Here is a 24962-nt window from a genome sequence, read left to right as displayed (position 1 = left end):
CGCCACGAGCGTGCCATCAGTGAACCGGCTAATGATCAGCCCGGGGATCGATGCGACACCTTCGCGCGAACCTCATGATCCGTCTAATTCAAATGCTCGATAGTCCGTTTCATCTCATGCATATAGGTGCGCGAAGGCGGCAGTGACGCCGCCCCCGTTGTGATTTCGGTCACAGTTAGACGTTGGTCTCGTCACTCCGGCAGCTCGATCCAGCGCGAGGCGTGCATGTCCAGCGCGTTGTCGTTCCATCCCTCGATTTCGGGATTGACCAGGTTGCGCGAGCTATAGGTATAGATTGGCGTCAGCGGGTAGTCGGCCAGCGCTAGCGCTTCGGCCTGCTGCATCAGCTGCGCCCGCTTGCCCGGGTCCTGCTCGGCGTCCGATTGGCTGACCAGCTGATTGTAGTCATCGTTCTGGTAGGCGCCGTAGTTGTTGGTCTCCGCCGACAGCAGTTGGAGGAAGTTCTGGGCGTCGTCGTAGCTGGAGATCCAGGCGGCGCGGGCAACCTGGAAATCGCCCTCCATGAGGTCGGCGTAGTGGACGTTGGCTTCGGTGTTTCTGAGTTCGACATCGACGCCCAACGGCTTCCACATCGCGGCGACGGCCACGGCGATCTGACGGTGCTCGTCGCCACTGTTGAACCGCAGGGTCAGCTCGAGGGGCTTGTCCGGGCCGTAGCCGGCCTCTTCCATCAGCGATTTGGCCTTGGCCAGACGGCTGTCCATGTCGTCATCGAGCCCGGGCTGGGACTGGGCGTCGTAGTCGCTGGTTCCCGGCGGTACCAGCGAGGTGGCCGGCTCGACGCCGCCTTTCAGCAGTTGCTTGGCGATGACGTCGCGGCGAATCGCCAGGCTCAGCGCCTCGCGGACGCGCTTGTCCGCCACCGGCGAGCCGTCGCGCAGGTTGAACACGTAATAGTAGGTGCCCAGCGAGGGGAACAGATGGGTGGCATCGGGCAGGTTTTCGGAGAGGCGCGGATACTGCGCCGCCGGATAGTCACGCAAGATATCCAGTTCTCCGGCACGAAAGCGCTGGATGCCGGCGTTCTTGTCCTCCAGCGGGTAGTAGTCGACGCCATCCAGGCTGACGTTGTCGGCATCATGGAAATGATCGTTCTTGACCGTCTCGAGCTCGGTGTTAGAGACCCACTTCACCGGCTTGAACGCGCCGTTGACCGCAATGTGGGAGGGGTCGCTCCAGTCGTCGCCGAACTCGTCCACCACATGCTTGGGGATCGGGTAGGCGAACGGCAGCACCAGTGTCTTGAGGAAATAGACAGTGGGGGCGTTGAGGGTGATCTGGAGCGTCTTGCCGTCGTCCAGGGATTCGACGCCCAGCGAATCGAGCGGCTTGCTGCCAGCGTTGATCGCCTGAGCATTGACCACCGGATAGAGGCGATGGGCGTAGTTGGACGCGGTCTTGGGGTCGACCTGATGACGGTAGGCGTAGACGAAGTCGTCGGCGGTCAGCGGCTCGCCGTCGGACCATTCGAGGCCATCGCGAAGGTGGAAGGTGTAGGTCTTGCCATCGTCGGAGATCTCCCAGCTTTCGGCGGCGCCGGGGATGATCTGGCCGTCGACATCGATGGCGATCGGGCCCTCGAAGATGTCCCGCAGGACATCCTCTTCCCATACGCCGCCAGTGATCTTGGCCGGGCTCAGTGACGCAGGATCGCCGGAGATGCCCATGTGCAGCGTGGCTGCCTGGATGGGCAGGGCGCTCAGGGTGGCTGCGAAACCGATGGTGGCTGCCAGGCGAGTCGGTGATATCAAAGTGGGATCCCTCGAACGGTGATGGATGATCAGGTTTTTTATTCTTTCCACCTTAGCGCATCGTCTCGATTCGCACAGCGTGAGACGGTCGACGGCGGGATGACGCTATGGCGGGGTTTGGCTACAATAGGCGTCCTTTTTTCGGCGAGTCGATCACCCCCGTTTTCCGGGAAGGCTCGACGCGCCGGTGGCGACGTTGGCAGGAGCCCCATGCAAGAGATCAATCCGATCAACAACCTCATCAAGGACCTGTCCGAACGGACAGACGTCCTGAGGGGGTATCTTTGACTATGCCGAGAAGAAAGACCGGCTAGAAGAAGTCTCCCGAGAGCTGGAAAACCCGGACGTCTGGAACGATCCCGACTACGCCCAGAAACTGGGCAAGGAGCGGGCGTCGCTGGAAGCCGTGGTCGAGACCATCGATACCCTCGACAGTGGCCTGGCCGACAACCGCGAGCTGCTCGAGCTGGCGGTGATGGAGGAGGACGACGCCACCATCGACGAGGTGCGCAAGGAACTGTCGTATCTCGAGGGACAGCTCGACAAGCTGGAGTTCCGGCGCATGTTTTCCGGCGAGATGGACGAGAACAACGCCTATCTCGACATCCAGGCCGGCTCCGGCGGCACCGAGGCTCAGGACTGGGCCAACATGCTGCTGCGCATGTACCTGCGCTGGGCCGAGCACCACGGCTTCAAGGCCGAGCTGACCGAGGTCTCCGCCGGCGAGGTCGCGGGCATCAAGTCCGCCACCATCCATGTCCAGGGCGAGTACGCGTTCGGCTGGCTCAGGACCGAGACCGGTGTCCATCGGCTGGTTCGCAAGAGTCCGTTCGACTCCGGCGGCCGGCGGCACACCTCTTTCGCGTCGGTGTTCCTCTCTCCGGAGGTGGACGACAGCTTCGAGGTCGAGATCAACCCGGCCGATCTGCGCACCGACACCTATCGCTCCTCCGGCGCCGGCGGCCAGCACGTCAACACCACCGATTCGGCGGTGCGAATCACCCACGAGCCGACGGGTATCGTGGTGGCCTGCCAGAGCCAGCGCAGCCAGCACGCCAACCGCGACTTTGCCATGAAGCAGTTGAAGGCGAAGCTGTGGGAGCATGAGATGCAGAAGCGCAACGCCGCCAAGCAGCAGGCCGAGGAGAGCAAGGCCGACATCGGCTGGGGCAGCCAGATTCGCTCCTACGTCCTGGATGACCAGCGGATCAAGGACCTGCGCACCGGCGTGCAGAGCAGCAACTGCGACAAGGTGCTCGATGGCGATCTGGATCAGTTCATCGAAGCGAGTTTGAAGCAAGGGCTTTGAGAAAGCCCGAAGAGCGGCACTTCGTGCCTGGAAGCTGGAAGAAGTAAGAAAGAACAAGGGCAAGACATTACCAAGCCATTGAAAGGCTTTGGCAAGGTGGTCTGATCTTAGCTTCTAGCTTCTAGCTTCTAGCTTCTAGCTTCTAGCTTCTAGCTTCTAGCTTCTAGCTTAATTTTCTTTTCGACAGGCGACGACATGGCGAACCAGGACAACCCGCAATCTCCTTCCGATGCACAGCATGAAGCCCAGGAAGAAAATCGGCTGATCGCGGAGCGCCGTGGCAAGCTGGCGGCCCGCCGCGAACGTGCGGCGGAGCAGGGCGGCAGCGCTTTCCCCAACGATTTCCGACGCGACAGTCTGGCGGCGGACCTGCAGGCGGAGCTGGGCGACAAGGAGAAGCCCGAGCTCGAGGCGCTCGACCGCCAGGCTGCCGTTGCCGGCCGCATCATGCGCAAGCGCGGGCCGTTCGTGGTGATCCAGGACGCTTCCGGCCAGATCCAGTTCTACGTCGACAAGAAGGGACTCCCCGCCGAGTTGCTGGAAGACATCCAGAGCTGGGATATCGGCGATATCGTTGCCGGCCGCGGCCCGGTGCACAAGTCCGGCAAGGGCGATCTCTACGTGATGCTGGTCGAGGCGAAGCTGCTGACCAAGAGCCTGCGTCCGCTGCCGGACAAGTTTCACGGCCTGACCGATCTCGAGGCGCGCTACCGCCAGCGCTACGTCGACCTGATCATGAACCCGCAGTCGCGGCGGGTATTCGAGGTGCGCTCCGGCGTCATCGCCGCGATCCGCCGGTTCATGGTCGAGCGGGGTTTCATGGAGGTCGAGACGCCGATGCTGCAGCCGATCCCCGGCGGTGCCACGGCGCGACCGTTCACCACGCACCACAATGCGCTGGATATCGACATGTACCTGCGCATCGCACCGGAGCTCTACCTCAAGCGCCTGGTCGTCGGCGGCTTCGAGCGGGTGTTCGAGATCAACCGCAACTTCCGCAACGAAGGCCTGTCGACGCGGCACAATCCCGAATTCACCATGCTCGAGTTCTACTGGGCCTACGCCGACTATCGCGACCTGCTCGACTTGACCGAGGCGATGATCCGCGACGCGGCCGAGCAGGTGCTGGGCACGACCACCGTCACCTACCAGGGCACTGACTACGACCTGGGCCAGCCGTTCCGCCGCCTGACCCTGCGCCAGTCGATACTGGAGCATGGCGACGGGCTGGGCGAAGCGGATATCGATACCCTCGACGCCGCCAGGGCGACCTGCGAGCGCCTGGGCATCGCGACCAAGCCAAGCTGGGGGCTGGGCAAGCTGCAGACCGAGATATTCGAGGAGGTCGCCGAAGCCAGGCTCGATCAGCCGACCTTCATCACCGAGTATCCGGCCGAGGTCAGTCCGCTGGCGCGACGCAACGATACCAATCCCCATGTCACCGACCGGTTCGAGTTCTTCGTCGGTGGGCGCGAGATCGCCAACGGCTTCTCCGAGCTCAATGATGCCGAGGACCAGGCCGAGCGCTTCGCCGCCCAGGCCGCCGAGAAGGATGCCGGCGATCTCGAGGCGATGTACTACGATGCCGACTACGTGCGCGCGCTGGAGTACGGCATGCCGCCCACTGCAGGCGAGGGTATCGGCATCGACCGGCTGGTGATGCTGCTGACCGACAGCCCGTCGATCCGCGATGTGCTGCTGTTCCCGGCGATGCGCCCGGAATAATACGGAGCTACGAGCTTGCGAACGTTGCGTTTCTGTTGAGGCTTGCAGTCGCGGCTCGCGGTGCAGCCGGACAAGAGTTATTGGTCAGGGGCGCAGCGAGCGCCCATAATGGCTGCGGTTCGAATTCCGCCGACCCCGTGCGGTTCCCAAGAAGAGGTGACACCGATGAAGCTGCTCAACCGTTCCGCGCTGAGCGTCAAGCCGACCCAGGCGTTCGTCGACTGGGTCAACTCGTTGGAGCCGACAGTCGGTGAAGACGACCTGACGCTCGACGACATCGCTGGCGAGAATACCGTCTATCTCATCCCCGAGATGGATACGCCGGAAGCCCTGCAGGCCTATGTCGGAGAGCGCTACTACGACATCCTCGAGACCGAGCTGCGAGCGTGGGAGGAGGATGAACGCCAGTGGCCGGAGAGCCTGGACTGGGCGCTGTTCGAGACGTTTCTCACCCTGGAACACAGCTATCTGGCGGTGGACCTCGATGACGAAGCCGAGCTGGAAACCTCCGAAGTCGACGACGAACTGCTGATGGAGACCGACGAGGAGTGAGGTTGCGGATGTCACTCGAGGGCGATGCTCAGCGCTTCTTCAGCCCATGCTGAAGCGACTATTCGAGGAGCGGCCGGGGGACGACGGTCTCCCCGGACGTGAACGCAAGCTGGCGCTGCTGGCGATGATCACCGGCACCCAGATGGCCGTGCTGGACAACGGCATCGTCAACATTGCCCTTCCCACGCTGGCCAAGGAGCTGGCGATCAGCGGCGCCGAATCGATCTGGATCGCCAACGTCTATCAACTGGTGACGGCGGCGCTCCTGTTGACCTTCGCCGCGGTGAGTCGACGCGTCGGGCGTCATCGGCTCTATATCGGCGGGCTGGCGGTCTTCACCGTGGCGTCGCTGGGCTGTGCGCTGGCCCGTTCGTTCGAATTTTTGCTGGTGATGCGGGGGCTGCAGGCGATCGGCGCCGCTGCGATGCTGAGCATCGGACCATCGCTCTATCGCATCATCTTTCCTACCCGTCTGCTGGGGTCGGCCATCGGGCTGAGTGCGCTGACGGTGGCGTTCGGCATCGCCGCCGGGCCATCGCTGGGGGGGCTGATCCTGCACCTGGCGAGCTGGCCGTGGCTATTCGCGATCAACGTGCCGATCGGGCTGCTGGCGCTGACGCTCGGGGTTCGCGCCTTGCCGCGGGAGAAGGCGATTCCGGGGCGGATCGATATCTGGGGCGCGCTGATGTCGATCGTCATGCTCAGCGGCAGCGTCTTTGCGCTGGATCAGTTCGGCCACGGGGAGGGCGGTGTGCTGGCCCTGGCGACGCTGGCACTCAGCGTGATCTGTCTGGTGGGATTCGTTTATCGCCAGCGTCATGTCGCCAGGCCGCTGGTGCCGCTGGCATTGTTCGTCGAGCCGCGCTTCTCGTTCGCTGCGGTGGTGTCGATGTTCGCCTTCCTGGCCCAGGGCGTGGCGTTCGTGGGGCTGCCCTTTCTCTACCAGACCGTCATGGGCGTCTCGCCAATCATGTCGGCGGTGCTGTTTACGCCCTGGCCGCTGGTGATCATGATCATCGGGCCGCTGGCAGGGCGCCTGGCTGACAAGGGCAACCCGGCGCTGATCAGCTCGACCGGTCTGGGGTTGTTCCTGCTCGGCATGCTGGCGTTGACCGGCCTTGACGCCGACTCGAGCTACCTCGACGTGATCTGGCGCACCGCGCTCTGCGGGGTGGGTTACGGCCTGTTCCAGGCGCCCAACAATCGCGAGATGATCGGTAGCGTGTCGGTTGATCTCAGCGCCAACGCCTCCGGCGTGCTGGCCTCGGTACGCACCTTCGGGCAGTCGCTGGGTACGGCCTTGGTCGGGCTGATCCTCGGTCTCTCGTTCGGTTCGCTCACGCTGTCGCTGTGGGTAGGATGCGCATCGGTGTCGATCGCACTGGCATTGAGCCTCTATCGCACGCCGATGGCCGCCAAGGGCCTTCGGCGCTGAGCCTTGCTCGAGGCTCACCCAATCCCCGAGCAAGGCGTTACAATGATCCGGTTGGTTCAGGAGGAACTGTCATGAGTGTTCAGGCACGTATCGAAGAGAAACTCGCGACGCTCGAGCCGGTCGAGATGACGGTCGAGAACGAGAGCCACATGCATCATGTGCCACCGGATTCAGAAACCCACTTCAAGGTGACGCTGGTGTCGGATCGATTCGCCGGGCTGATGCCGGTCAAGCGCCACCAGTTGATCTACAGCCTGCTCGCCGATGAACTCGCCGGCCCTGTCCATGCGCTGGCACTGCATCTCTACACGCCGCAACAGTGGTCGACCCGTGGCGGCGTACGCCCGGATTCGCCCCACTGTCGCGGCGGGGGCGGCCAGTGATCGGCGATCCGCAGCGGCTGCAGTATCTCGAGGCCATGGGGATCGCCACCTGGGCCTCGCGGTATCGCTTCGTCAATGCCAAACCGACCGAGCAGGTCGAATGGGAAGTTGCTACCGAGCCGGAAAAACCGGCGCCGGGACAGCGGCTGCAGGCGTTGCTGGAGACGCCGGCACGACCGGTCGAGCGCGACCGGCCCGTCGCCGATGCGTCGCCGACGCAACAGGCCGCGGCGCCGCTGTCGCGCGCCAGGGCCCTGCTCGGCGAAGACGCGCCCCGGATCGAATCGCCGCGGCCGTCTCCCGACCGCACTGCCGATCCCGACACGGCGGTCTTCTCGGCGCCAACGGTCTCCGGGGACGGGCAGCCCCCCGTGGACGTTGCCAAGAATGTCGTGCCCGCTGCCGAACCGCTTCGGTTCACCTTGTCGCTCGCGGTCATCGGTGAGCGTTGGTGGCTGCTGCTTCCCGGCGAGCGGCCGATCTCCGCCGCGGGGCAGGCGCTGCTGGGGCAGATGCTGCAGAGTGCCGGCATGCCCGCCGGTGGAACGCCGCTGTCGCGTCTGACCTGGCCGTTGATGGACCTGCCGGCCAGCGATCCCACCGATGAGGCGCGTGAAGGTATCCAGGTCTTCTGCGCCGGGCAGGCGCATCGCCACGGCATGAAAATCGACGGCGCCATCGCCGTCGGCGACGAGATCTGGTCGTCGCTGCTGAGCGATTCGGCGGACGAGAGCGATTGGACCTGCCATCGCCTGCCGCACCCCGACGACATGCTGGGTTCGGCCAATGCCAAGCGTGAGTGCTGGCCCTTGCTGCAGGCGGCGGGAAGCGCCTGGCGCCAGGGCTTGGCCTCCCCCGAATAGCAGCTCCCGCCTGCCGGAACCGGAGAGCTGGAACGATCCTCCTCGAGTCACGCCCATGCCTATCGACGCTTTTCCTTCCGAGGCCTCCCCTGGCGGAGCCACTCCGGTCCGGCTCGGCGCCGACGACCTGCCGGCGTTGATGGCGTTCGAGCGTCGGGCCAACGATGACGCCTGGTCGGAAGCGCTGCTGGAAGCGGCGTTGAGGGACGACGGGTATTCGGTCTGGGGCATTCGATCGGCCGACGACAGCACGCTGTGGGCCGTCGCCATCCTGGCCTATCTGCCTTTTGACGCCGAACTGCAGTCGATCTGCGTGCTGCCCGATGCGCGACGCCAAGGCCTGGCATGGAAAATGCTAGAGTGGGTGATGCGATGCGCCCGTACCCGGGGGGCCGAGCGCCTGCTGCTGGAACTGCGGGAATCGAACCTGGCGGCGCGGAGACTGTATGAGCGTGCCGGCTTCAGGATCGATGGCCAGCGTCGCGGTTACTACCGCCGTGACGATGGACGTGGAGAGGATGCGCTGCTGATGTCGCGGGATCTGGTCTGACGCGATCGATCGAGGATGCCCGGTCGGACGCGAGGGCAACTTGGCAGGGTGCCCCGGATGGAGAGGCAGCGGTGGACGGGTTGCTGCGCGGGACGGCCTGTGCCGGTCGCCCCGTGCCGCCGTCTCAGCCGTTGTCGCTGGTGGAGGCGCTGTCAAGCGATTGCAGCTTGTCGAGCAACCCTCCGAGGCGCTGTTCCCACTCCTCGCGCTCCTGCTGGAAGCGCGCATTCTCCGCCTTGAGTTCTTCATTCTCCATCTTCAGCATCTCGATGCTGTCGACGGCATCCTGAATCTTCTGTTCCAGTTTGGCGAAGATTTCACCATTCATCTCTACTCTCCTTGAAAGTTCGTGACTCGTTCCCGAGGCATGGCCGCTGGTTCGATGGCCGCAGCCTACGTGGCGCCGAGGCCGGCGACAAGCGTCTCGAAGTGGCGACGTCAGCCGGCATCGGGTTGACGTCTGAAAAGCCGCCCATGACTGTCTCCCGCCACGATTTCGCGATGTAGTTGCCAAGGCGTCGGCGGGGACCAGACGAGCTCGTGTTCCGTCTCGACATAGACGACCGCGTCGGACGCCAGCCAACCGCCCAGTTCGAGGTCGAGGCAGGTCTTCGTGGCAAGCCCCTGGCGGAAAGGGGGGTCGAGAAAGACGAGATCGAACCGGTTGGGCGTCGTCGCCAGGAACCGTTCGACGGGGATTCCGACGACGTCTCCGGCGGCGCCCAGCATGGCGATATTCGCTTCCAGCGCCTTGGCCACCGGGGCGGTGGATTCGACGAACGTGGTCTGGGCCGCCCCTCGCGACAACGCTTCCAGGCCGAGTGCGCCGGTGCCCGCGTAGAGATCCAGCACCTGCCGTCCGGCAATATCGAAAGCCAGCCAGTTGAACAGGGTCTCGCGCACCCGGTCCGGTGTCGGGCGCAGGCCGGGGCTATCCGGTATCGACAGCTTGCGGCGACGAAATTCGCCGCCTATCAGGCGCAACTGGCCACGGCCACCGCGAGCGGTGGCTTGAGAGGGCTGGCGCGAGCGAGCGCTGTCGGAAACCCGGCGTGGGCGGCGTCGATTCATGGCGCGCAATTGTACCCCCGCAACACTCGCGGTGATAGGATGAGCTCTCGATAACGATATTCTCCGAAGCCGTGACGATCGACACTGATGAGTGGCGCGAGCACGGCTTTTCAGCAGTGAAGCCATCCATGTTCGGACTATTCAAGAGTCGTAAAAAGCAGCAGGAAGAAGAGGCGCGCCGGCGCGAGTCGGAACGGGCCGAAGCGGCGTCAGAACAAGAGCAACCGGAAGCTGGCGTGGCCGAAGACCGGGAAGGAGACGTTGAAGACGAACGCTCCACCGGTGCCGGCGAACCGCAGCCATTGGCCGGACAAGGGGGCTCGTCAGTCGCCGGGGAGGCCGATTCCGGGAGCGCCGACACCTCACCTTCGCAGGAGTCAGCGGCCTCGTCGACGGTGGCAACCGCAGCCCCTGCCACGGCGTCGGCCGTCGAGACCGAATCTCCCGATCGACCGGTGCCGGTGGACTATCAACCCTCGCCGGTCGAGACAACGGCCGCCGAGGAGTCGCTGGGCCGCCAGTCGCTGGGCCAGGAGTCGCCGCAATCGGCCCTGCAGGAGTATCCCGCAGATGGCACCCGCGAGGCCGATCTGGCAACCGACGTGACGCCGGCGCCTTCGGCGGAGACAGCGGCAGAGCCGAGTCCGCCCGCACCGAAGGAGAAGCCCAAGGGCGGCTGGCTTTCGCGTGTGCGTGCCGGCCTCGGGCGCACCCGAGCCAACCTGACCGACGGCATTGCCGACCTGCTGCTGGGCAAGAAGCAGATCGACGATGAGCTGATGGAGGATCTAGAGACCCAACTGCTGCTGGCGGACGTGGGAATCGAGGCCACCAGCGAGATCATCGAGCGTTTGACCGGTCGGGTATCCCGCAAGGAGCTGGCCGACGCCGACGCCTTGTACCGCGCGCTGCAGGAGGAACTGGCGGCGTTGCTCGAACCGGTTTCCCAGCCGCTGCAACTGCCGGCCAAGGGTGAAGGGCCGTTCGTGATCCTGATGGTCGGCGTCAACGGCGTCGGCAAGACCACGACCATCGGCAAGCTGACCCAGCGTTTCCAGAACGAAGGGCGCAGCGTGATGCTGGCCGCCGGCGATACGTTCCGCGCCGCGGCGGTGGAGCAGCTCAAGGTCTGGGGCGAGCGCAACCGGGTACCGGTGATCGCCCAGCATACCGGCGCCGACAGTGCTTCGGTCATCTACGATGCGGTCGCCGCCGCGCGCGCGCGCAAGGTCGATGTGCTGATTGCCGATACCGCCGGTCGCCTGCACAACAAGAGCCATCTGATGGAAGAGCTCAAGAAGGTGCAGCGGGTCATGGCCAAGCTCGACGCCAGCGCCCCTCATGAAGTGATGCTGGTGCTCGATGCGGGAACGGGACAGAACGCGATCTCCCAGGCGACGACGTTCGATGAGGCGATTCCGGTGACCGGCATCACCCTGACCAAAGTCGACGGCACCGCCAAGGGTGGCATCATCTTTGCCCTGGCCAAGAAGATGGGAACGCCGATTCGCTTCATCGGCGTCGGCGAGTCGCTGGAGGATCTGCGCCCGTTCGACGCCCAGACGTTCGTCAAGGCGCTGTTCGGACGGGACGGCGACGCCGACTCATGATCGCGTTCGAGCACGTCGGCAAGCGCTACGGTGGTCGTTTCGAGGCGTTGGCCGATATCAATTTCCGGGTCGAGCGCGGCGAGATGCTCTTCCTCACCGGTCACTCCGGTGCTGGCAAGAGCTCGCTGCTGCGGCTGATCATGCGGCTCGAGCGTCCCTCGCGAGGCCGGGTGCTGGTCGCCGGCCACGATCTGGATCGGTTGCATATCAGTCAGGTTCCCTACTACCGGCGTCAGATCGGCGTCGTCTTCCAGGATCATCAGTTGCTGTTCGATCGCGATATCTTTGCCAACGTCGCGCTGCCGTTGACCATTCAGGGCGTCGAGCCCATCGATGCCGGCAGGCGCGTGCGGGCCGCGCTGGACAAGGTCGGGCTGCTGCATCGCGAGCGAGCGCTACCGATCGAACTCTCCACCGGCGAGCAGCAGCGCGTGGGCATCGCACGCGCGGTGGTCAATAAGCCGGCGTTACTGCTGGCCGACGAGCCGACCGGTAATCTCGACCCCCAGCTCTCCGCCGATATCATGCGGCTGTTCGAGGATTTCAATCGCATCGGTACGACGGTACTGGTGGCGAGCCACGATCTCGCCCTCATCGCCCGGTTGCGCCACCGGGTGCTGAAGTTGCGGGACGGCCGTCTCGTCGGCGATGGGGAGGCGGCATGAGCGAGCGCCAGTCCACCGGCGCCTCCCGGCGCGGTGCCCAAAAGCCCACGCGTCGGTCGTCCGGCGGCGGCCGGGCCTGGCTGCGGCATCATCGGGCCATGATGAGCGACAGCGCCCTGCGCCTGGTCAGGCGCCCGATATCGACATTGCTGACCATGCTCGCGATCGCCATTGCGTTGATCCTGCCCGCGGGTTTGTGGCTGGCGCTGGATAGCGCGCGCCTGGTCGATGCCGAACTGGACGAGAGCGCCACGCTGACAGTCTATTTCGACGCCGATGTCGATGAATCCCGGGCCATGAGCCTGGCGACCGAAGTCGGCGAGCAGAGCGGCGTTGCGGGGACTCGCCTGGTGACGGCGGCTGAGGGGCTGGCGGAGTTCCAGCAGACGCTGGGGGTCGAGGATGCGCTCTCCCAGCTCGACACCAATCCGCTGCCGGCGAGCGTCGTGGTGACCCCCTACAATACCGACCCCGCCGCCGTGCAGTCGCTGAGCCAGCGTCTGCAGACGCTCGATGGCGTCGACGAGGTTCGCCTCGACCTGGCGTGGCTGGATCGGCTTCAGCAACTGGCGGCGGTCGGCCAACGTGTCGCGCTGGCACTGGCGCTGTTGTTCGGCCTGGGCGTCCTGCTGGTGGTTGGCAACACGGTCAGGCTGGCGGTGGAGAGTCGGCGTCAGGAGATCGAGGTAGTGACCTTGATCGGTGCCACCCACGCGTTCGTGCGACGCCCATTCCTCTATAGCGGCGCTTGGTACGGGCTGGGTGGCGGGGTCCTGGCGCTGGTCATGCTGGTCGTCGGGGGCAATTGGCTGGCATCACCCGTCGCGGCGCTGGCGGAGAGCTACGGCGCCCAGTTCGCGCTGCCCTCCCTGGGCACCACTCATTCGGCTTTTCTGCTGCTTTTTAGTACACTATTGGGCTGGCTGGGCGCGTGGCTGGCCGTCGGGCGTCATCTGGCGGACATCAAGCCGCGCTAGGTTGGCAGCAGCGGCCCGAAAACTGGTCAAGGTGGGCGAAATACGGTAAGAAGGTCACCCAGGATGCTGGGCCACCACCAGGCGACGCCGGGTTTTCGAGTCATCGAGGCTGGCGAACTTCTTGAACTTTTGTCTAGATTGAGGGTCTCATCAGGTATCCTCGCAAACAGGCAGAACAACCTGTTGCGGCGTGTTTCCGGTGGATCGAGCCGACTGGCTCTCCCCATTGACACGTCGTCAACCATGGAGACAACGCACATGAGCACCAGTCTTCAATCCATCGGGAATCTTTCCCCGGGGCACGATCTCAACGGCTACATTCAGGCCGTCAACGGCATTCCCATACTGACGGCGGACGAGGAGCATGACCTTGCCGTGCGGCTGCACGAGGAGGATGACCTCGAGTCGGCTCGTCGTCTGATCATGTCTCACCTCCGCTTCGTCGTTCACATCGCCCGCAGCTATTCAGGCTACGGTCTGCCCCAGGCGGACCTGATCCAGGAAGGCAACGTCGGCCTGATGAAGGCGGTCAAGCGGTTCGATCCGTATCAAGGCGTTCGTCTGGTGTCGTTCGCGGTGCACTGGATCAAGGCGGAGATCCACGAGTATGTACTGCGCAACTGGCGGATCGTCAAGATCGCCACTACCAAGGCCCAGCGCAAGCTGTTCTTCAACCTGCGCAGTGCCAAGAAGCGTCTGGCCTGGTTGAATAACGACGAGGTCGATGCCATCGCCAAGGACCTCGACGTCAAGCCCAAGGTGGTGCGCGAGATGGAGGGCCGGCTGGCTTCCTATGACGCCGGCTTCGACGCTTCGCCGGGCGAGGACGACGAGCAGAGCTATCAGGCGCCGGCCCAGTACCTCGAGGATCACAGCTTCGATCCGGCGGCGCAGCTTGAGGCGGACGACTGGGAAGCCGACTATACGCGTCGCCTGCGGGAAGCGCTGAGCGAGCTGGATGACCGCTCTCGCGATATCCTGCAGCGACGCTGGCTCTCGGAGCACAAGTCCACGCTGCACGACCTGGCGGATGTCTACGGCGTTTCCGCCGAGCGTATTCGCCAGCTCGAGAAGAATGCGATGAAGAAGATCAAGCAGCAGCTCGGCGACACCATCGCGGCGTAGGCAACCCCGGGGCTGATGAATCGGGGGCGGCAAGCTCCAGGCAGGCCATCGCTTCAGGCAGAGACGCATAAAGCCCGGCAATCGCCGGGCTTTTTGCGTTCGGGCACTCCGGACTCGCCGCTAGACGGACGTCGTCTGGTGGGTCGTCGTGGTCAGCAGCCCACCGCCCAGCAGACGCCACTGGTCCTCCCAGTGGGCGGTGGGTCGGTAACGGAAATCGCTGCGCACGTACTGGCTGATGCGGCCCTCGACGAAGGCCGAGAGCAGGTTGGCGGCGGCGGAGACCGGCAGTTGCGGGCGCAGCCCCTCGCGCAGTTCGGCCTCGCGCAGGATCTGCTTCAACTGGGTTTCGAGCCGCTCGAACAGTTGCGACATGCGGGTGCGCAGCCGGGCGGTTTCGCCCGTCAGCACATCGCCGTCCATCAGCCGGCTGAGACCCGGGTTCTTCTCGGCGAAGGCCAGCACGAGCTGAACGATCGTCTCGCAGCGGACGAGAGCCGACGGCTCGTCGTCGAGGATGCGGCGGATACGCTCGAACAGGCTGGCTTCGATGAACTCGATCAGCCCCTCGAACATGCGCGCCTTGCTCGGGAAGTGGCGGTACAGCGCCGCCTCGCTGACGCCGACCTGGCGGGCCAGGGCGGCGGTGGTGATACGCTTGCCGCTGTCCTCCTCGAGCATCAGTGCCAGTGCCTGGAGGATCTGCTCACGGCGGGAGAGTTGGGGGGTTGCCTGCGTCATGGCGATTCTTATCGGTTGTCTCGTCGAGGCTCCTTCCTGGAGCGTCCCGGGTGCGCGTCGATTGTCTGGCACCCGGGAGGGCCTTCCACGCCCGCGATGTATGAAAAGAGGCTCTTGTCGGGTTCAGCCCCGATGATCGGTGATCTGGGTGCCGACCCCGGCATCGGTGAAGATCTCCAGCAGGGTCGAATGGACGACGCGGCCATCGACGATGACAGCGCTGCCGACACCGCCCTTGACGGCATCCAGGGCGCAACGGATCTTCGGCAGCATGCCGCCGTAGATTGTCCCGTCGGCAATCAAGGCGTCGACCTGCTCGGTCGAGAGACCGGTCATGACGTTGCCCTGGGCATCCTGCAGCCCCGCGACGTTGGTCAACAGCATCAGCTTTTCGGCCTTGAGCGCTTCCGCCACCTTGCCGGCGACCAGATCGGCGTTGATATTGTAGCTATGACCTTCGCGATCGACCCCGATCGGCGCGATCACCGGGATGTAGTCGGCCTTCGAGAGCATCTCGATCAGGTCGGTGGAGATGTGCTCGACCTCGCCGACATGGCCGATATCGATGATCTCGGGTTCGGCCAGTGCCGGATTGTACTGTTCGACCTTGAGCTGGCGCGCCCGGATCTGGGCGTTGTCCTTGCCGGTCAGGCCGATCGCCTTGCCGCCACACTGATTGATCTGGGTCACGATGTTCTTGTTGACCAGTCCGCCCAGCACCATCTCGACCACGTCCATGGTTTCGGCATCGGTCACGCGCATGCCGTTGACGAAGCGTGATTCGATGTTGAGCCGGGCCAGCAACTGGCCGATCTGCGGGCCGCCGCCGTGCACCACCACCGGGTTGATGCCGACCTCCTTCATCAACACCATGTCGCGAGCGAAGGAGTCGATCAGCTTGTCCTCGGTCATGGCGTTGCCGCCATACTTGACCACCACCGTCTTGCCCGAATAGCGCTGGATGTAGGGCAGCGCCTCCGACAGGATCTCGACCACCTGGCGCGGGTCGCGCGGGCTCTCGTTCATGAGGCGTTATCTCTCCAATGTCTGTGCGCCGTGAGCCTACCGGAACCGGCGGCGCGTTCCCTGTTGTTGCAGATGTCTCGTGCGCTGCGATCTCAGAACGGCAGTTCGACGTGCGGTGCTACCGCGAGCACCGCGGCGCCGAACCGCCGTTGGATACGCGCCAGTGCCGCCCGGTCCTTGCCCTCGAATCGCAGGACCAGCATCGGCGTGGTGTTGGAGGCCCGGCAGAGCCCCCAGCCATCGGGATAGTCGACGCGGATGCCGTCCAGCGTCGTCTTGATGCCATCCTGACCGAAGTCGCCATTCTCGGCCAGTCGCTCGACGATCGCGAACTTCTCCTCGTCGGTCACCGGGGCGTTCAGTTCCGGGGTGCTGACGTCCTGCGGAAACGCGCTGAAGTAGCGATCGGCATCCACCGTCTGGCGCGACAGAATTTCCAGCAGCCGGGCAGCGGCATAGAGGCCGTCGTCAAAGCCGTACCAGCGTTCGGCGAAGAAGATGTGGCCGCTCATCTCGCCGCCCAACTGCGCGCCGGTCTCCTTCATGCGTGCCTTGATCAGCGAGTGGCCGGTGCGCCACATCTCGGGCTCGCCGCCGGCCCGCTCGATGATCTGGGCCAGATTGCCGGTGCACTTGACGTCGAAGACGATACGCGCGCCAGGATCCCGCTCGAGCAGGTCGGTGGCGAATGCCATCATCAGCCGGTCCGGGTAGATCATCTCGCCGGCCGGCGTGACCACGCCCAGGCGATCGCCATCGCCGTCGAAAGCCAGCCCCACATCGGCTCCGGTCTCCCGGACCTTGGCGATCAGGTCGACAAGGTTCTCCGGCTTGCCGGGGTCGGGGTGGTGGTTGGGGAAGTCGCCGTCGATCTCGGCAAACAGCGGGACGGTCTCCGCCCCCAGCGCCTCGATCAGCCTGGGCCCCAGTTCGCCGGCGACGCCGTTGCCGCAATCCACTACCACCTTGAGCGGACGCCCGGTGCGGGACTGGTCGAGCGAGACGTCACCCAGGATGCGCTGAAGGTAAGCCTCGCTGATATCGCGCTGCTCCAGCGAGCCTTCGCCTTCGCTCAACTCGCCGCTGCGGATGCGCTCAAGCAGGCCAGTGATCGCCTCTCCGGAGATGGCGACGCCGTCGAGCACGATCTTGAAGCCGTTATAGTCCGGCGGATTGTGGCTGCCGGTCACCATCACGCCGCTACGGCTCTCGTCCAGCGTCGCGGTGGCGAAATAGAGGACCGGGGTCGGCACGCGGCCGATATCGATCACGTCCCTGCCGGCGGCGCGCAGTCCGCGGATCAGCGCCGCCTGGAGGCGAGGGCCGGAGTGGCGGCCATCACGGGCGACGATCACCGTCTGTTGACCCCTCGCCTCCGCTTCGCTACCCACCGCACGACCGATCCATTCCACGGTTTCCTCGGTCAACATCTCGTCGACGATACCGCGAATGTCGTAGGCCCTGAAGATCGAGGCCGGTACGTCGGTACCGGGCCGCTCATTCGTCGTCATGTTCCCATCTTCCTTTGTTTCGCGAACGGCTTCGACGCGAGATTCATGCCCAGCGCTCGAACTCCAGTGCCACAGAAGCCTGGCCGTCGGTCATCAGCCATTCGCCTTCCATCAGGGTGGCGTCGAGGCTCAGGTTGCGCTCGACGAGCGCGGTCAGCGCCGCCAGCGGCTCCGCCGGCGGGCTCCAGACCGCCACTCGGGGCAGGTCCCGAACATCGCTTTCGAGCTTCTTCCACCACTGTGCCGCACTGCGCGGGGCGTAGGGGTAGACCACTACTCGTTCCGCCCGGGAAAGGCCCTGCTTGATGCGCTTCAGCGACGGCTCGCCCAATTCTATCCACAAGAGGATTCGCCCATCCGGTGCCTTGAGCCAGAGATCCGGCTCGTCGTCGGTGCTCAGACCGCGCGTCATGGCGAGATCGTTGTCGGCGCCGATAGCATGCGCATTGTCGATGAATGCCAGCAGGCGCACCATCAGTCGCGTCGCCGTCTCGGAGGGGTGGCAGGCCACGGTCAGCGCATGATCGCCATAGTAGTGGCGGTCCAGATCGCTGACGTTGAGTTTCGCTTTATAGATGGTTGCGCTTAGCGCCACGTGAGATGTCCTTGCAGAGAACGGCTGTAGGGAGGCGGGGTGCGATTCACTGCCGGCCGGAGTGGCCGAACCCGCCGCCCGCGCGCTCGGTAGCAACGAACTCCTCGACGATGTCGAGCTCGGCCTGGACCACCGGCACCAGCACGTACTGCGCCAGCCGCTCGCCGGGCTCGAGCACGAACGTCTCCTGACCGCGGTTCCAGACCGAGATCATCAGCTCGCCCTGGTAGTCCGAATCGATCAGCCCGACCAGATTGCCGAGCACGATACCGTGCTTGTGGCCGAGGCCGGAACGCGGCAGGACGACGCCGGCCAGGCCCGGGTCACCGATGTGGATGGCCAGGCCGGTGCGGACCAGGGCCGTGTCGCCGGGCGCCAGCGTCAACGCTTCGTCTAGCAACGCGCGCAGGTCCATGCCGGCGCTGCCTGTGGTGGCGTAGTGAGGCAGCGGGTAGTCGTGTACCCGCTCATCGACGATCTTGACCGAGAGCTTGGGTCTGGCGGGCGAAGTGCTGAGTGACATGAAGCGTCGTTCCTGAGGGTGCATGAAGTGAGATGGGGAGCAAGCCACACAGCTTATCACCGCTGGGAGGCGGGCCGGATGCGCTAGCGCAGGCGATCGGCGATGTGATCGACGATGGCGTTGGCCAGTGCCGTCTTGGGCTGACGTGGCAACGCGTGGCGCTGGGTCCGCTCCCGCTCCCGCCACAGCAGCGTGGCGGCATTGTCGTCGCCGCCGAAGCCGACCCCCTCGAGGGAGACATCGTTGGCGACGATCAGGTCCAGGCGCTTGCGTTCGAGCTTGCTGCCGGCGTGTGTCTCCAACGACTGGGTCTCGGCGGCAAAGCCGACCGTGAACGGGCGGTCCGCACGCGCCGCGATCGTGGCGACGATATCCGGATTGCGTACCAGCTCGAGGGTCAGCCCGCCGGCGTCTTCGGTTTTCTTCAACTTGTGTTCGCTGACGGCGGCGGCGCGGTAGTCGGCCACCGCGGCACAGCCGATGAACAGATCGCAAGGCATTCGGGACTCGACCGCAGTCAGCATCTCCACCGCCGAGATCACGTCGATCCGTTCGACACCGGGCGGTGTCGAGAGCGTCGCCGGGCCGCTGACCAGCGTGACGCTGGCGCCACGCTCGGCGCAGGCCGCGGCCAGGGCGTAGCCCATCTTGCCGGAGCTGTGGTTGGAGAGATAGCGCACCGGGTCCAGCGCTTCGCGGGTGGGGCCGGCGGTGATGACCACGCGCTTGCCGTGCAGATCCCGGTGCACGGGCATCACCCGTGACGCCTTGTCCCGGGCCGGTTCGAGCTCGCCCATCAGCCGGGCAAGAATGGTGTCTGGCTCCAGCATGCGGCCGAGGCCGACGTCGCCGCAGGCCTGGTCGCCGGCGTCGGGACCCAGCAGCGTCCAGCCCAGTTCCTGCAGCCGGTCGGCATTGGCCAGGGTCGCCGGATGACGCCACATTGCCTGGTTCATGGCCGGCGCCATCAGGCAGCGGGCTTCGGTGGCAAGGCAGAGCGTGGTCAGCAGGTCGTCGGCGTGACCGTGGGCCAGCCGTGCCATCACATCGGCGGTGGCAGGTGCGATCAGGATGATATCCGCCCATTTCGCCAGCTCGATGTGGCCCATGCCGGCTTCGGCTTCCGGATCCAGCAGCGACGTCCGCACCGGCTCGCCGGTCAATGCCTGCAGCGTCAGCGGGGTAATGAAAGCCTGCGCGCCCTCGGTCATGACCACGCGGACTTCGGCCCCCGTCTTCTTCAACAAACGGGCGAGATGGGCGCTCTTGTAGGCGGCAATGCCGGCGCTGATGCCGAGCAGGATTCGGGTTCCGGCCAATCCCGGACCAATCGGTAGCGACATGGGATCTGTCCTGATGGTTCGGTCGTTACCATACCACTGCGGTTGCGGGTTGCGTAATGGTGCGCTGGAAGTGGCGACCGCCGTTGCAGCGGCCACCCGTGGCGATCACTCGGCGTTGCTGAGCTCGCCTTCACCGACGACCTCGTTGCCGTCGAGCCACTCGATGCTCTCGTCACCGTCGTGGCGAACGCCATAACAGGCCGGTTGACCATCGCCGTAGTCGAAGCACATGCGATCATCGACGATCGTGGCCTGGCCGGTATAGCCGTCGCCCTCGATCTTGCCGTCCTGGCGATAGACTTCGTCGTACTGCTGGCCGCCCGCCATGGCGCCCTGCACGCGATGCCCCCAGACCTGCTGCTGGATCTCGTCGCCGCTGAGTCGTTCGCCCTCGGCGGCGGTTGCCGTGGCCGCGAAGGCGAGCGCCGCCAGCGTGGCAGCCAGCCAGAGGATCGGCAATATTCGGGCCGTGGGAGGGACCGGTGATGTCTTGATCGGCATGGTTCATGAACCCCCGCGCTATTGCGTGAATGGTGGTCGTACGAGTCTGCCGTACTGAGAAGCTTACGTGGAAAGGCGTGAAGGAGATGCGTCGGGTCATCGACAGAGCCGCGCTATCGCAAGTTCCACCCCGCGCAGTTCGGCCAGCCCCTTGAGCCGGCCGATCAGCGGGTAGCCGGGGCGAGTGTCGCGGTGGAGATCGTCGAGCAGGTGGTGGCCGTGATCGGGGCGCATGGGCAGACGAGGACCGCCGTCACGCTGGCGACGCCGCTGTTCGCGAACCAGCTCGGCGATCACCCCGACCATGTCGACGTCGCCGTCCAGGTGCTCGGCCTCGTGGAAACTGAGCGGATCGGCTTCGCGCCGGGTCGCGCGCAGATGCACGAAATGGATGTAAGGCGCGAAGCGTCCGGCCATGGCGACGAGATCGTTGTCCTCGCGAACGCCGTAGGAGCCGGTGCAGAACGTCAGGCCGTTGGCGGGGCTCGGGGCGCTGTCGAGCACGAACTGGGCATCCTCGGCGGTCGATACGACCCGCGGCAGTCCCAGCAGTTCGCGGGGCGGATCGTCCGGGTGGATCGCCAGGCGCACCCCGGCTTGCTCTGCCGCGGGGACGACGGCCCGCAGGAATGCTGCCAGATTGGCGCGCAAGCGTTCGGCATCGATGCCACGATAGGCGGCAAGGGCATGGCGAAAGTCATCGAGGGTGTAGTGCTCCTCGGTGCCTGGCAGCCCGGCGATGACGGTGTCGATCAGGCGTGTTCGCGCCGCGTCATCGAGCGTGTCGAGGTAGGCTCTGGCAGCTTCCCGCTCGGCGTCGCCGTAATCCGCCTGTGCACCTTCGCGCCGGAGCAGAAAGAGGTCGAAGGCCGCAAAGGCCGTCTGGTCGAAACGTAGCGCGGTCCCGCCATGCGGCAACGGCCAGGCGAGGTCGGTGCGAGTCCAGTCGAGGATCGGCATGAAGTTATAGCAGACCACGTCGATACCGCATTCGCCGAGATTGGCCAGCGTCCGGCGGTAGCTCTCGATATAGTGCTCGGCTTCCGGCAGCCCTCGCTTGATCGCTTCATGAACCGGCACGCTCTCCACCACGGACCAGACGAGGCCGGCGGCTTCGATCATTCGCTTGCGCGCGGCGATCGCGTCCACCGGCCACACCTCGCCATTGGGAATGTCATGCAGTGCGGTGACGATGCCGGTTGCGCCGGCCTGGCGGATTTCGTCGAGGGTGATGGGGTCGGCCGGGCCGAACCAGCGCCAGGTATGTTCCATGATCAAGCGTCCCGATCAGAAGCGTTGAGGGTCAAGGCGGCAATGGCGGACTCCACGCCGTCGTTTTCCAGTCGCGCCAGTGCCGCGAGGATCTGCCGGGAGAACAGCCGGTCGTCGCGCATTGCCGCGGGAAACACGGCATCGAGGGCGAGGAAGGCGTCGATCAGCGCGGCGGGGTCGTCGCCGTGACGACGGTGGAGCGTCGCGAACGTCTCGGCCAGGGGGTCGTCCACCGGATGCGGCTGGTTGTTGAGATCAGTGCCGGCGGTGTAGCGAATCCAGGCCGCGATGCCGAGCGCGGTGGCGCGCAGGTCCGCACCGTCGTTCGCCGTCAGGCTTTCGACACCGCCGGCCAGCCAGCGCTGGGGTAGCTTCTGCGAGCCGTCCATGGCGATCTGCTGCAGCCGATGGCGCAGGCTATCGTTGCCGAAGCGGGCCAGCAGGCTGTCGGTGTAGGCGACGGCATCACTCCCTGCCGGCAGTGACAGCGTCGGGATCGCTTCCTGCTGCCAGTAGTACTGGAGCAACCCGCGAAACGCCGGGCGCGCGACGCCGGCATCGACCGTCTCGATGCCGGCCAGCGTGCCAACATAGGCGAGCAGCGAGTGGGCGCCGTTGAGCAGGCGCAGCTTCATGGTTTCGAACGGTGCGACATCGGCGACCATCTCGACGCCATCGAACTCCCAGTCCGGTCGGCCCAGCGGGAAATGGTCCTCGACGACCCATTGGCTGAAGGTCTCGCACACCACGGCGGCAGGGTCGTCGATACCCAATCCGGCCAGGCGCTTGCGGTCCGCGTCGGTCATCGCCGGCACGATGCGATCCACCATGCTCGAAGGGAACGCGACATTGGCCTCGATCCAGTCGGCTAGTGCCGACTCGCGATGCCGGGCCAGCGAAATCACCGCGCGACGCGTGCGCCGGCCGTTGTGGGGCATGTTGTCGCAGCAGAGCACGGTAAAGGGCTCGACGCCGGCCGCTCGGCGGCGAACGAGCGCTTCCACCAGCATGCCCGGGGCGGTATGAGGCGACCGGGGCTCGGCAATGTCGTGGACGATCGGTGGCGCGTCGGCCAGCAGCTCGCCGCTGCCCGGGCTGAGGAAATAGCCCTTTTCGGTCACGGTCAGTGTGACGATGCGAACCGCAGGGTCGCTCATCCGCGCCAGCAGTGCCTCCCGGTCCGGGCCATCCGGTCCTGCGTAGAGCGCTTCACGGATGGCGGTGACTTCCCGCAGGGTGACGTGTTCATCGTCGCTGTACTCGGCGACGTGGTAGCGGCAGTCGCCGTCGCGGAGCTGATCGACCAGGGTGCGATTGGCGCGGATATTGGCGCTGCAGATGCCCCAGTCGTCCGCACCGGCCCGATCGATATATCGCTGCACGTAGACCGCCTGATGGGCGCGGTGAAAGGCGCCCAGGCCCAGGTGGACGATACCGATCCCGCTCGGGGGCCGCCGGCTCGGCTTGCGCTCGATGTTGATGTCGGCTGCGATCACGAGGCTATTTCCCCATCAGCAGGTTGGGCAGCCACAGTGATAGCGCCGGCACGAACGATACCAGCATCAGCACGATCAGGTTGCAGATCAGGAACGGCACGATGGCTTTCGCTACCCGTAGCATGGGCAGCTTGCCGATGCTCGAGACCACGAACAGGCAGACGCCCACCGGTGGCGTGGTCAGGCCGATCATCAGGTTCAGTACCGCCATCACACCGAAGTGGATCGGGTCCATGCCGACCCCCGTCGCCACGCCAAGCAGGGCCGGGAACAGGATGATCAGCGCAGCGATGGTCTCCATGAATGCGCCGACGAACAGCAGGATCAGGTTGAGGATCAGGATGACCACGATCGGGTTGCTGCTGATGCCGAGAATCGTGTCGGCGAGCAACTGGGGGATCTGCTGGCTGGTCAGAATCCAGCCGAACAGGTTGGCCAGGCCGACGAGCAGCATCAGCGAGGCCGAGGTGATGACGGTGTCGGACAGGATCCCGCCCAGGTTGCGCCAGTTGATGCCCTTGTAGACGAAAGTGCCCACCAGCAGTGCGTAGAGACTGGCGACGATCGACGCTTCGGTCGGGGTGAACAGGCCGCCGATGATGCCGTAGAGGATGATGAAGGTCATCAGCAGCGCCCAGAACGCGCTGCGGCCTTCCTTGATCAACTCCCTGAAGGTGGCGCGCTTCTCCTTGGGGTAGCCGCGCCGCACCGCCAGCCAGTAGGCGGTGATCATCATCGCCACGCCCAGCAGCAGGCCGGGCAGCGCGCCGGCGAGGAACATGCGGCCGACGGAGATGCCGGAGAGCGAGCCAACGATGATCATCGGCACGCTGGGCGGAATGATCGGGCCGATGGTGGATGAGGCAGCCGTGATGGCGGCGGCGAACGGCTTGTCGTAGCCGGCCTTGGACATGCCCGGGATCATCACCGAGCCGATGCTGGCGGCATCCGCCACCGCGGTGCCGGAGATGCCGCTGAAGATCATCGAACCGCCGACGTTGGCCAGGCCCAGGCCGCCGCGAATGTGGCCGACCAGGGCGTTGGAGAAGCGCACGATATGCTGGGTGATATTGCCCACGTTCATCAGGTTACCGGCCATCACGAAGCCGGGAATGCAGAGCAGCACGAAGGAGTCGATGCCGGAAAACATGCGCTGCGGCACGATGGTCAACGAGATACCGCCAAGCATCAGGTAGGCGAGTGACGACACGCCGAGACAGAAGGCGATCGGCAGACCGATCAGCAGCAGGATCAGAAAGGTGGTGAAGAGAACGGCGATTTCCATCAGAGCGCCTCCTGGCGTTCACCACGAACCATGGCGATGATGCCCTCGGCGAGGCCGATCAGGCTGTAGAGCAGCAGCGTGGCGAACAGCACCACCGATGAGAAGAAGATGTAGAGCATGGGGATGCGCAGCGTCGGCGAGGTCTGGAACGCGCCGATCTGGGCGAACTGCCAGGCGTTGGGCAGCACCACCAGCGTGAAGGCGCACGTGATCGCCGAGACCAGCGCCAGGTAGGCGGCCCGACCACGGAAACCGAGCCGGCCGTGGAACAGCTCCACGTTGACGTGGCGATGACGGTGCTGCACCACGCCGGCACCCATCGCCACCATGTAGATGAAAAGGTAGCGGGTCAGCTCTTCGGTCCAGGAGAGCGTGATCGGCAGGAACAGACGCGAGGCGACCTGCAGCAGCACGGTCAGCGACAGGCCCACCAGCGCGATGACGGCCAGTGTCAGCAGAACGCGGTCGAGGGCGTTGGCCAGTCGGCCGATGGGGCCACCCAGTCGCGGAACGCGGGTCAGCGTCTCGAGGTTTTCCTGGATCTCCTGGTGAATCTCCGTCTGTGGTTGCGACATGGCGGTCTCCCGACGAGATGAGAAACGGGGGCGGCGAGCGCGCTGCCCCCGAGGTCA

25 protein-coding genes are annotated in these 24962 nt (G+C 65.1%); 11 read left to right on the top strand and 14 right to left on the bottom strand.

Annotated features, from left to right (window positions below; all coding sequences use genetic code 11):
• Positions 1–191: 191 nt before the first annotated feature.
• The gene (locus tag DOM54_RS02320; RefSeq protein WP_240613732.1) at positions 192–1772 is read right to left on the bottom strand and encodes a peptide ABC transporter substrate-binding protein; all 1581 of its coding nucleotides are present in this window, start codon (positions 1770–1772) and stop codon (positions 192–194) included.
• 210 nt (positions 1773–1982) lie between these two features.
• Between DOM54_RS02320 and prfB the strand changes: the two genes are divergently transcribed.
• The 7 genes from prfB to DOM54_RS02285 all read left to right on the top strand — a co-directional run bounded on the left by prfB (position 1983) and on the right by DOM54_RS02285 (position 8589).
• Positions 1983–3081 (top strand): peptide chain release factor 2 gene (prfB, locus tag DOM54_RS02315; RefSeq protein WP_110707787.1). Its coding sequence is split into 2 segments (ribosomal slippage): positions 1983–2057 and positions 2059–3081, totalling 1098 coding nucleotides; the frame shifts between segments, so codons are not numbered across the junction.
• A 195-nt stretch (positions 3082–3276) separates the two neighbouring features.
• A complete protein-coding gene (gene lysS / locus DOM54_RS02310; RefSeq protein WP_110714795.1) occupies positions 3277–4806 on the top strand; it encodes a lysine--tRNA ligase in 1530 nt (509 codons plus the stop codon).
• Positions 4807–4971: 165 nt separating this feature from the next.
• Positions 4972–5358 (top strand): hypothetical protein, encoded by a 387-nt coding sequence (locus DOM54_RS02305; protein WP_110714794.1) that lies wholly within the window; start codon positions 4972–4974, stop codon positions 5356–5358.
• 46 nt (positions 5359–5404) lie between these two features.
• Entirely contained in the window at positions 5405–6793 is a 1389-nt protein-coding gene (locus DOM54_RS02300; RefSeq protein ID WP_110714793.1) for an MFS transporter, read from the top strand.
• A 71-nt stretch (positions 6794–6864) separates the two neighbouring features.
• Complete coding sequence (locus DOM54_RS02295) at positions 6865–7176, top strand: BolA family protein (RefSeq protein ID WP_110714792.1); 312 nt, start codon at positions 6865–6867, stop codon at positions 7174–7176.
• Complete coding sequence (locus tag DOM54_RS02290) at positions 7173–8039, top strand: hypothetical protein (protein ID WP_110714791.1); 867 nt, start codon at positions 7173–7175, stop codon at positions 8037–8039. The genes DOM54_RS02295 and DOM54_RS02290 overlap by 4 nt, the downstream gene beginning before the upstream one ends.
• Positions 8040–8094: 55 nt before the next feature.
• Positions 8095–8589, top strand: coding sequence for a GNAT family N-acetyltransferase (locus DOM54_RS02285; RefSeq protein WP_110714790.1), 495 nt, complete (start codon positions 8095–8097; stop codon positions 8587–8589).
• A gap of 124 nt (positions 8590–8713) precedes the next feature.
• Here DOM54_RS02285 and DOM54_RS02280 read toward each other — a convergent pair whose 3' ends face one another.
• Together DOM54_RS02280 and rsmD are read right to left on the bottom strand one after the other, a co-directional pair.
• The gene (locus DOM54_RS02280; protein ID WP_110602144.1) at positions 8714–8917 is read right to left on the bottom strand and encodes a cell division protein ZapB; all 204 of its coding nucleotides are present in this window, start codon (positions 8915–8917) and stop codon (positions 8714–8716) included.
• A gap of 110 nt (positions 8918–9027) precedes the next feature.
• A complete protein-coding gene (rsmD, locus tag DOM54_RS02275) occupies positions 9028–9660 on the bottom strand; it encodes a 16S rRNA (guanine(966)-N(2))-methyltransferase RsmD (RefSeq protein ID WP_110714789.1) in 633 nt (210 codons plus the stop codon).
• A gap of 128 nt (positions 9661–9788) precedes the next feature.
• Between rsmD and ftsY the strand changes: the two genes are divergently transcribed.
• From ftsY to rpoH, 4 genes are all read left to right on the top strand, one after another.
• A complete protein-coding gene (gene ftsY, locus DOM54_RS02270; protein ID WP_110714788.1) occupies positions 9789–11270 on the top strand; it encodes a signal recognition particle-docking protein FtsY in 1482 nt (493 codons plus the stop codon).
• Positions 11267–11935, top strand: a complete 669-nt coding sequence (gene ftsE, locus DOM54_RS02265; RefSeq protein ID WP_110602150.1) for a cell division ATP-binding protein FtsE — start codon at positions 11267–11269, stop codon at positions 11933–11935. The genes ftsY and ftsE overlap by 4 nt, the downstream gene beginning before the upstream one ends.
• Complete coding sequence (ftsX, locus tag DOM54_RS02260) at positions 11932–12912, top strand: permease-like cell division protein FtsX (protein ID WP_110714787.1); 981 nt, start codon at positions 11932–11934, stop codon at positions 12910–12912. The genes ftsE and ftsX overlap by 4 nt, the downstream gene beginning before the upstream one ends.
• 258 nt (positions 12913–13170) lie before the next feature.
• Positions 13171–14037 (top strand): RNA polymerase sigma factor RpoH, encoded by an 867-nt coding sequence (gene rpoH / locus DOM54_RS02255; protein WP_110714786.1) that lies wholly within the window; start codon positions 13171–13173, stop codon positions 14035–14037.
• A gap of 120 nt (positions 14038–14157) precedes the next feature.
• Here rpoH and slmA read toward each other — a convergent pair whose 3' ends face one another.
• The 11 genes from slmA to DOM54_RS02200 form a co-directional block, all read right to left on the bottom strand.
• Positions 14158–14778, bottom strand: a complete 621-nt coding sequence (slmA, locus tag DOM54_RS02250; protein ID WP_110714785.1) for a nucleoid occlusion factor SlmA — start codon at positions 14776–14778, stop codon at positions 14158–14160.
• A gap of 123 nt (positions 14779–14901) precedes the next feature.
• Positions 14902–15804 carry an acetylglutamate kinase gene (argB, locus tag DOM54_RS02245; protein WP_110714784.1) on the bottom strand — a complete coding sequence of 301 codons (903 nt, stop codon included), beginning with the start codon at positions 15802–15804 and terminating at the stop codon, positions 14902–14904.
• A 92-nt stretch (positions 15805–15896) separates the two neighbouring features.
• Positions 15897–17315, bottom strand: coding sequence for a phosphomannomutase/phosphoglucomutase (locus DOM54_RS02240; RefSeq protein WP_110714783.1), 1419 nt, complete (start codon positions 17313–17315; stop codon positions 15897–15899).
• Positions 17316–17358: 43 nt separating this feature from the next.
• On the bottom strand, positions 17359–17910 hold the full coding sequence (locus DOM54_RS02235; RefSeq protein ID WP_110714782.1) for a YaeQ family protein: 552 nt from the start codon (positions 17908–17910) through the stop codon (positions 17359–17361).
• A 46-nt stretch (positions 17911–17956) separates the two neighbouring features.
• Positions 17957–18433, bottom strand: a complete 477-nt coding sequence (dut, locus tag DOM54_RS02230; protein ID WP_110714781.1) for a dUTP diphosphatase — start codon at positions 18431–18433, stop codon at positions 17957–17959.
• A gap of 83 nt (positions 18434–18516) precedes the next feature.
• Positions 18517–19776: a bifunctional phosphopantothenoylcysteine decarboxylase/phosphopantothenate--cysteine ligase CoaBC gene (gene coaBC / locus DOM54_RS02225; RefSeq protein ID WP_110714780.1), complete on the bottom strand. Its 1260-nt coding sequence runs from the start codon at positions 19774–19776 to the stop codon at positions 18517–18519.
• Between the two features lie 105 nt (positions 19777–19881).
• Complete coding sequence (locus DOM54_RS02220; protein ID WP_110714779.1) at positions 19882–20277, bottom strand: hypothetical protein; 396 nt, start codon at positions 20275–20277, stop codon at positions 19882–19884.
• 96 nt (positions 20278–20373) lie between these two features.
• Positions 20374–21549, bottom strand: a complete 1176-nt coding sequence (gene uxuA / locus DOM54_RS02215) for a mannonate dehydratase (RefSeq protein WP_110714778.1) — start codon at positions 21547–21549, stop codon at positions 20374–20376.
• Between the two features lie 2 nt (positions 21550–21551).
• Positions 21552–23045, bottom strand: a complete 1494-nt coding sequence (locus DOM54_RS02210) for a mannitol dehydrogenase family protein (protein ID WP_240613731.1) — start codon at positions 23043–23045, stop codon at positions 21552–21554.
• Positions 23046–23049: 4 nt separating this feature from the next.
• Entirely contained in the window at positions 23050–24330 is a 1281-nt protein-coding gene (locus tag DOM54_RS02205; RefSeq protein WP_110714777.1) for a TRAP transporter large permease, read from the bottom strand.
• Positions 24330–24905, bottom strand: a complete 576-nt coding sequence (locus DOM54_RS02200) for a TRAP transporter small permease (protein WP_110714776.1) — start codon at positions 24903–24905, stop codon at positions 24330–24332. Before DOM54_RS02200 ends, DOM54_RS02205 begins: the two co-directional genes overlap by 1 nt.
• Positions 24906–24962: the final 57 nt, after the last annotated feature.

Origin of the sequence: Salinicola acroporae (assembly GCF_003206615.1) — a bacterium.
In the GTDB taxonomy this organism is placed as follows: domain Bacteria; phylum Pseudomonadota; class Gammaproteobacteria; order Pseudomonadales; family Halomonadaceae; genus Salinicola; species Salinicola acroporae.
Note: the sequence above shows the minus strand (reverse complement) of the source record. Positions and strands in the feature narration are given on the sequence as shown.

Coding starts and splice junctions, on each gene's coding strand:
- lysS (WP_110714795.1), top strand. CDS start 3,277: ATGGCGAACCAGGACAACCCGCAATCTCCTTCCGATGCACAGCATGAA.
- DOM54_RS02305 (WP_110714794.1), top strand. CDS start 4,972: ATGAAGCTGCTCAACCGTTCCGCGCTGAGCGTCAAGCCGACCCAGGCG.
- DOM54_RS02300 (WP_110714793.1), top strand. CDS start 5,405: ATGCTGAAGCGACTATTCGAGGAGCGGCCGGGGGACGACGGTCTCCCC.
- DOM54_RS02295 (WP_110714792.1), top strand. CDS start 6,865: ATGAGTGTTCAGGCACGTATCGAAGAGAAACTCGCGACGCTCGAGCCG.
- DOM54_RS02285 (WP_110714790.1), top strand. CDS start 8,095: ATGCCTATCGACGCTTTTCCTTCCGAGGCCTCCCCTGGCGGAGCCACT.
- DOM54_RS02280 (WP_110602144.1), bottom strand. CDS start 8,917: ATGAATGGTGAAATCTTCGCCAAACTGGAACAGAAGATTCAGGATGCC.
- rsmD (WP_110714789.1), bottom strand. CDS start 9,660: ATGAATCGACGCCGCCCACGCCGGGTTTCCGACAGCGCTCGCTCGCGC.
- ftsY (WP_110714788.1), top strand. CDS start 9,789: ATGTTCGGACTATTCAAGAGTCGTAAAAAGCAGCAGGAAGAAGAGGCG.
- ftsE (WP_110602150.1), top strand. CDS start 11,267: ATGATCGCGTTCGAGCACGTCGGCAAGCGCTACGGTGGTCGTTTCGAG.
- ftsX (WP_110714787.1), top strand. CDS start 11,932: ATGAGCGAGCGCCAGTCCACCGGCGCCTCCCGGCGCGGTGCCCAAAAG.
- rpoH (WP_110714786.1), top strand. CDS start 13,171: ATGAGCACCAGTCTTCAATCCATCGGGAATCTTTCCCCGGGGCACGAT.
- slmA (WP_110714785.1), bottom strand. CDS start 14,778: ATGACGCAGGCAACCCCCCAACTCTCCCGCCGTGAGCAGATCCTCCAG.
- argB (WP_110714784.1), bottom strand. CDS start 15,804: ATGAACGAGAGCCCGCGCGACCCGCGCCAGGTGGTCGAGATCCTGTCG.
- DOM54_RS02240 (WP_110714783.1), bottom strand. CDS start 17,315: ATGACGACGAATGAGCGGCCCGGTACCGACGTACCGGCCTCGATCTTC.
- dut (WP_110714781.1), bottom strand. CDS start 18,433: ATGTCACTCAGCACTTCGCCCGCCAGACCCAAGCTCTCGGTCAAGATC.
- coaBC (WP_110714780.1), bottom strand. CDS start 19,776: ATGTCGCTACCGATTGGTCCGGGATTGGCCGGAACCCGAATCCTGCTC.
- DOM54_RS02220 (WP_110714779.1), bottom strand. CDS start 20,277: ATGCCGATCAAGACATCACCGGTCCCTCCCACGGCCCGAATATTGCCG.
- uxuA (WP_110714778.1), bottom strand. CDS start 21,549: ATGGAACATACCTGGCGCTGGTTCGGCCCGGCCGACCCCATCACCCTC.
- DOM54_RS02205 (WP_110714777.1), bottom strand. CDS start 24,330: ATGGAAATCGCCGTTCTCTTCACCACCTTTCTGATCCTGCTGCTGATC.
- DOM54_RS02200 (WP_110714776.1), bottom strand. CDS start 24,905: ATGTCGCAACCACAGACGGAGATTCACCAGGAGATCCAGGAAAACCTC.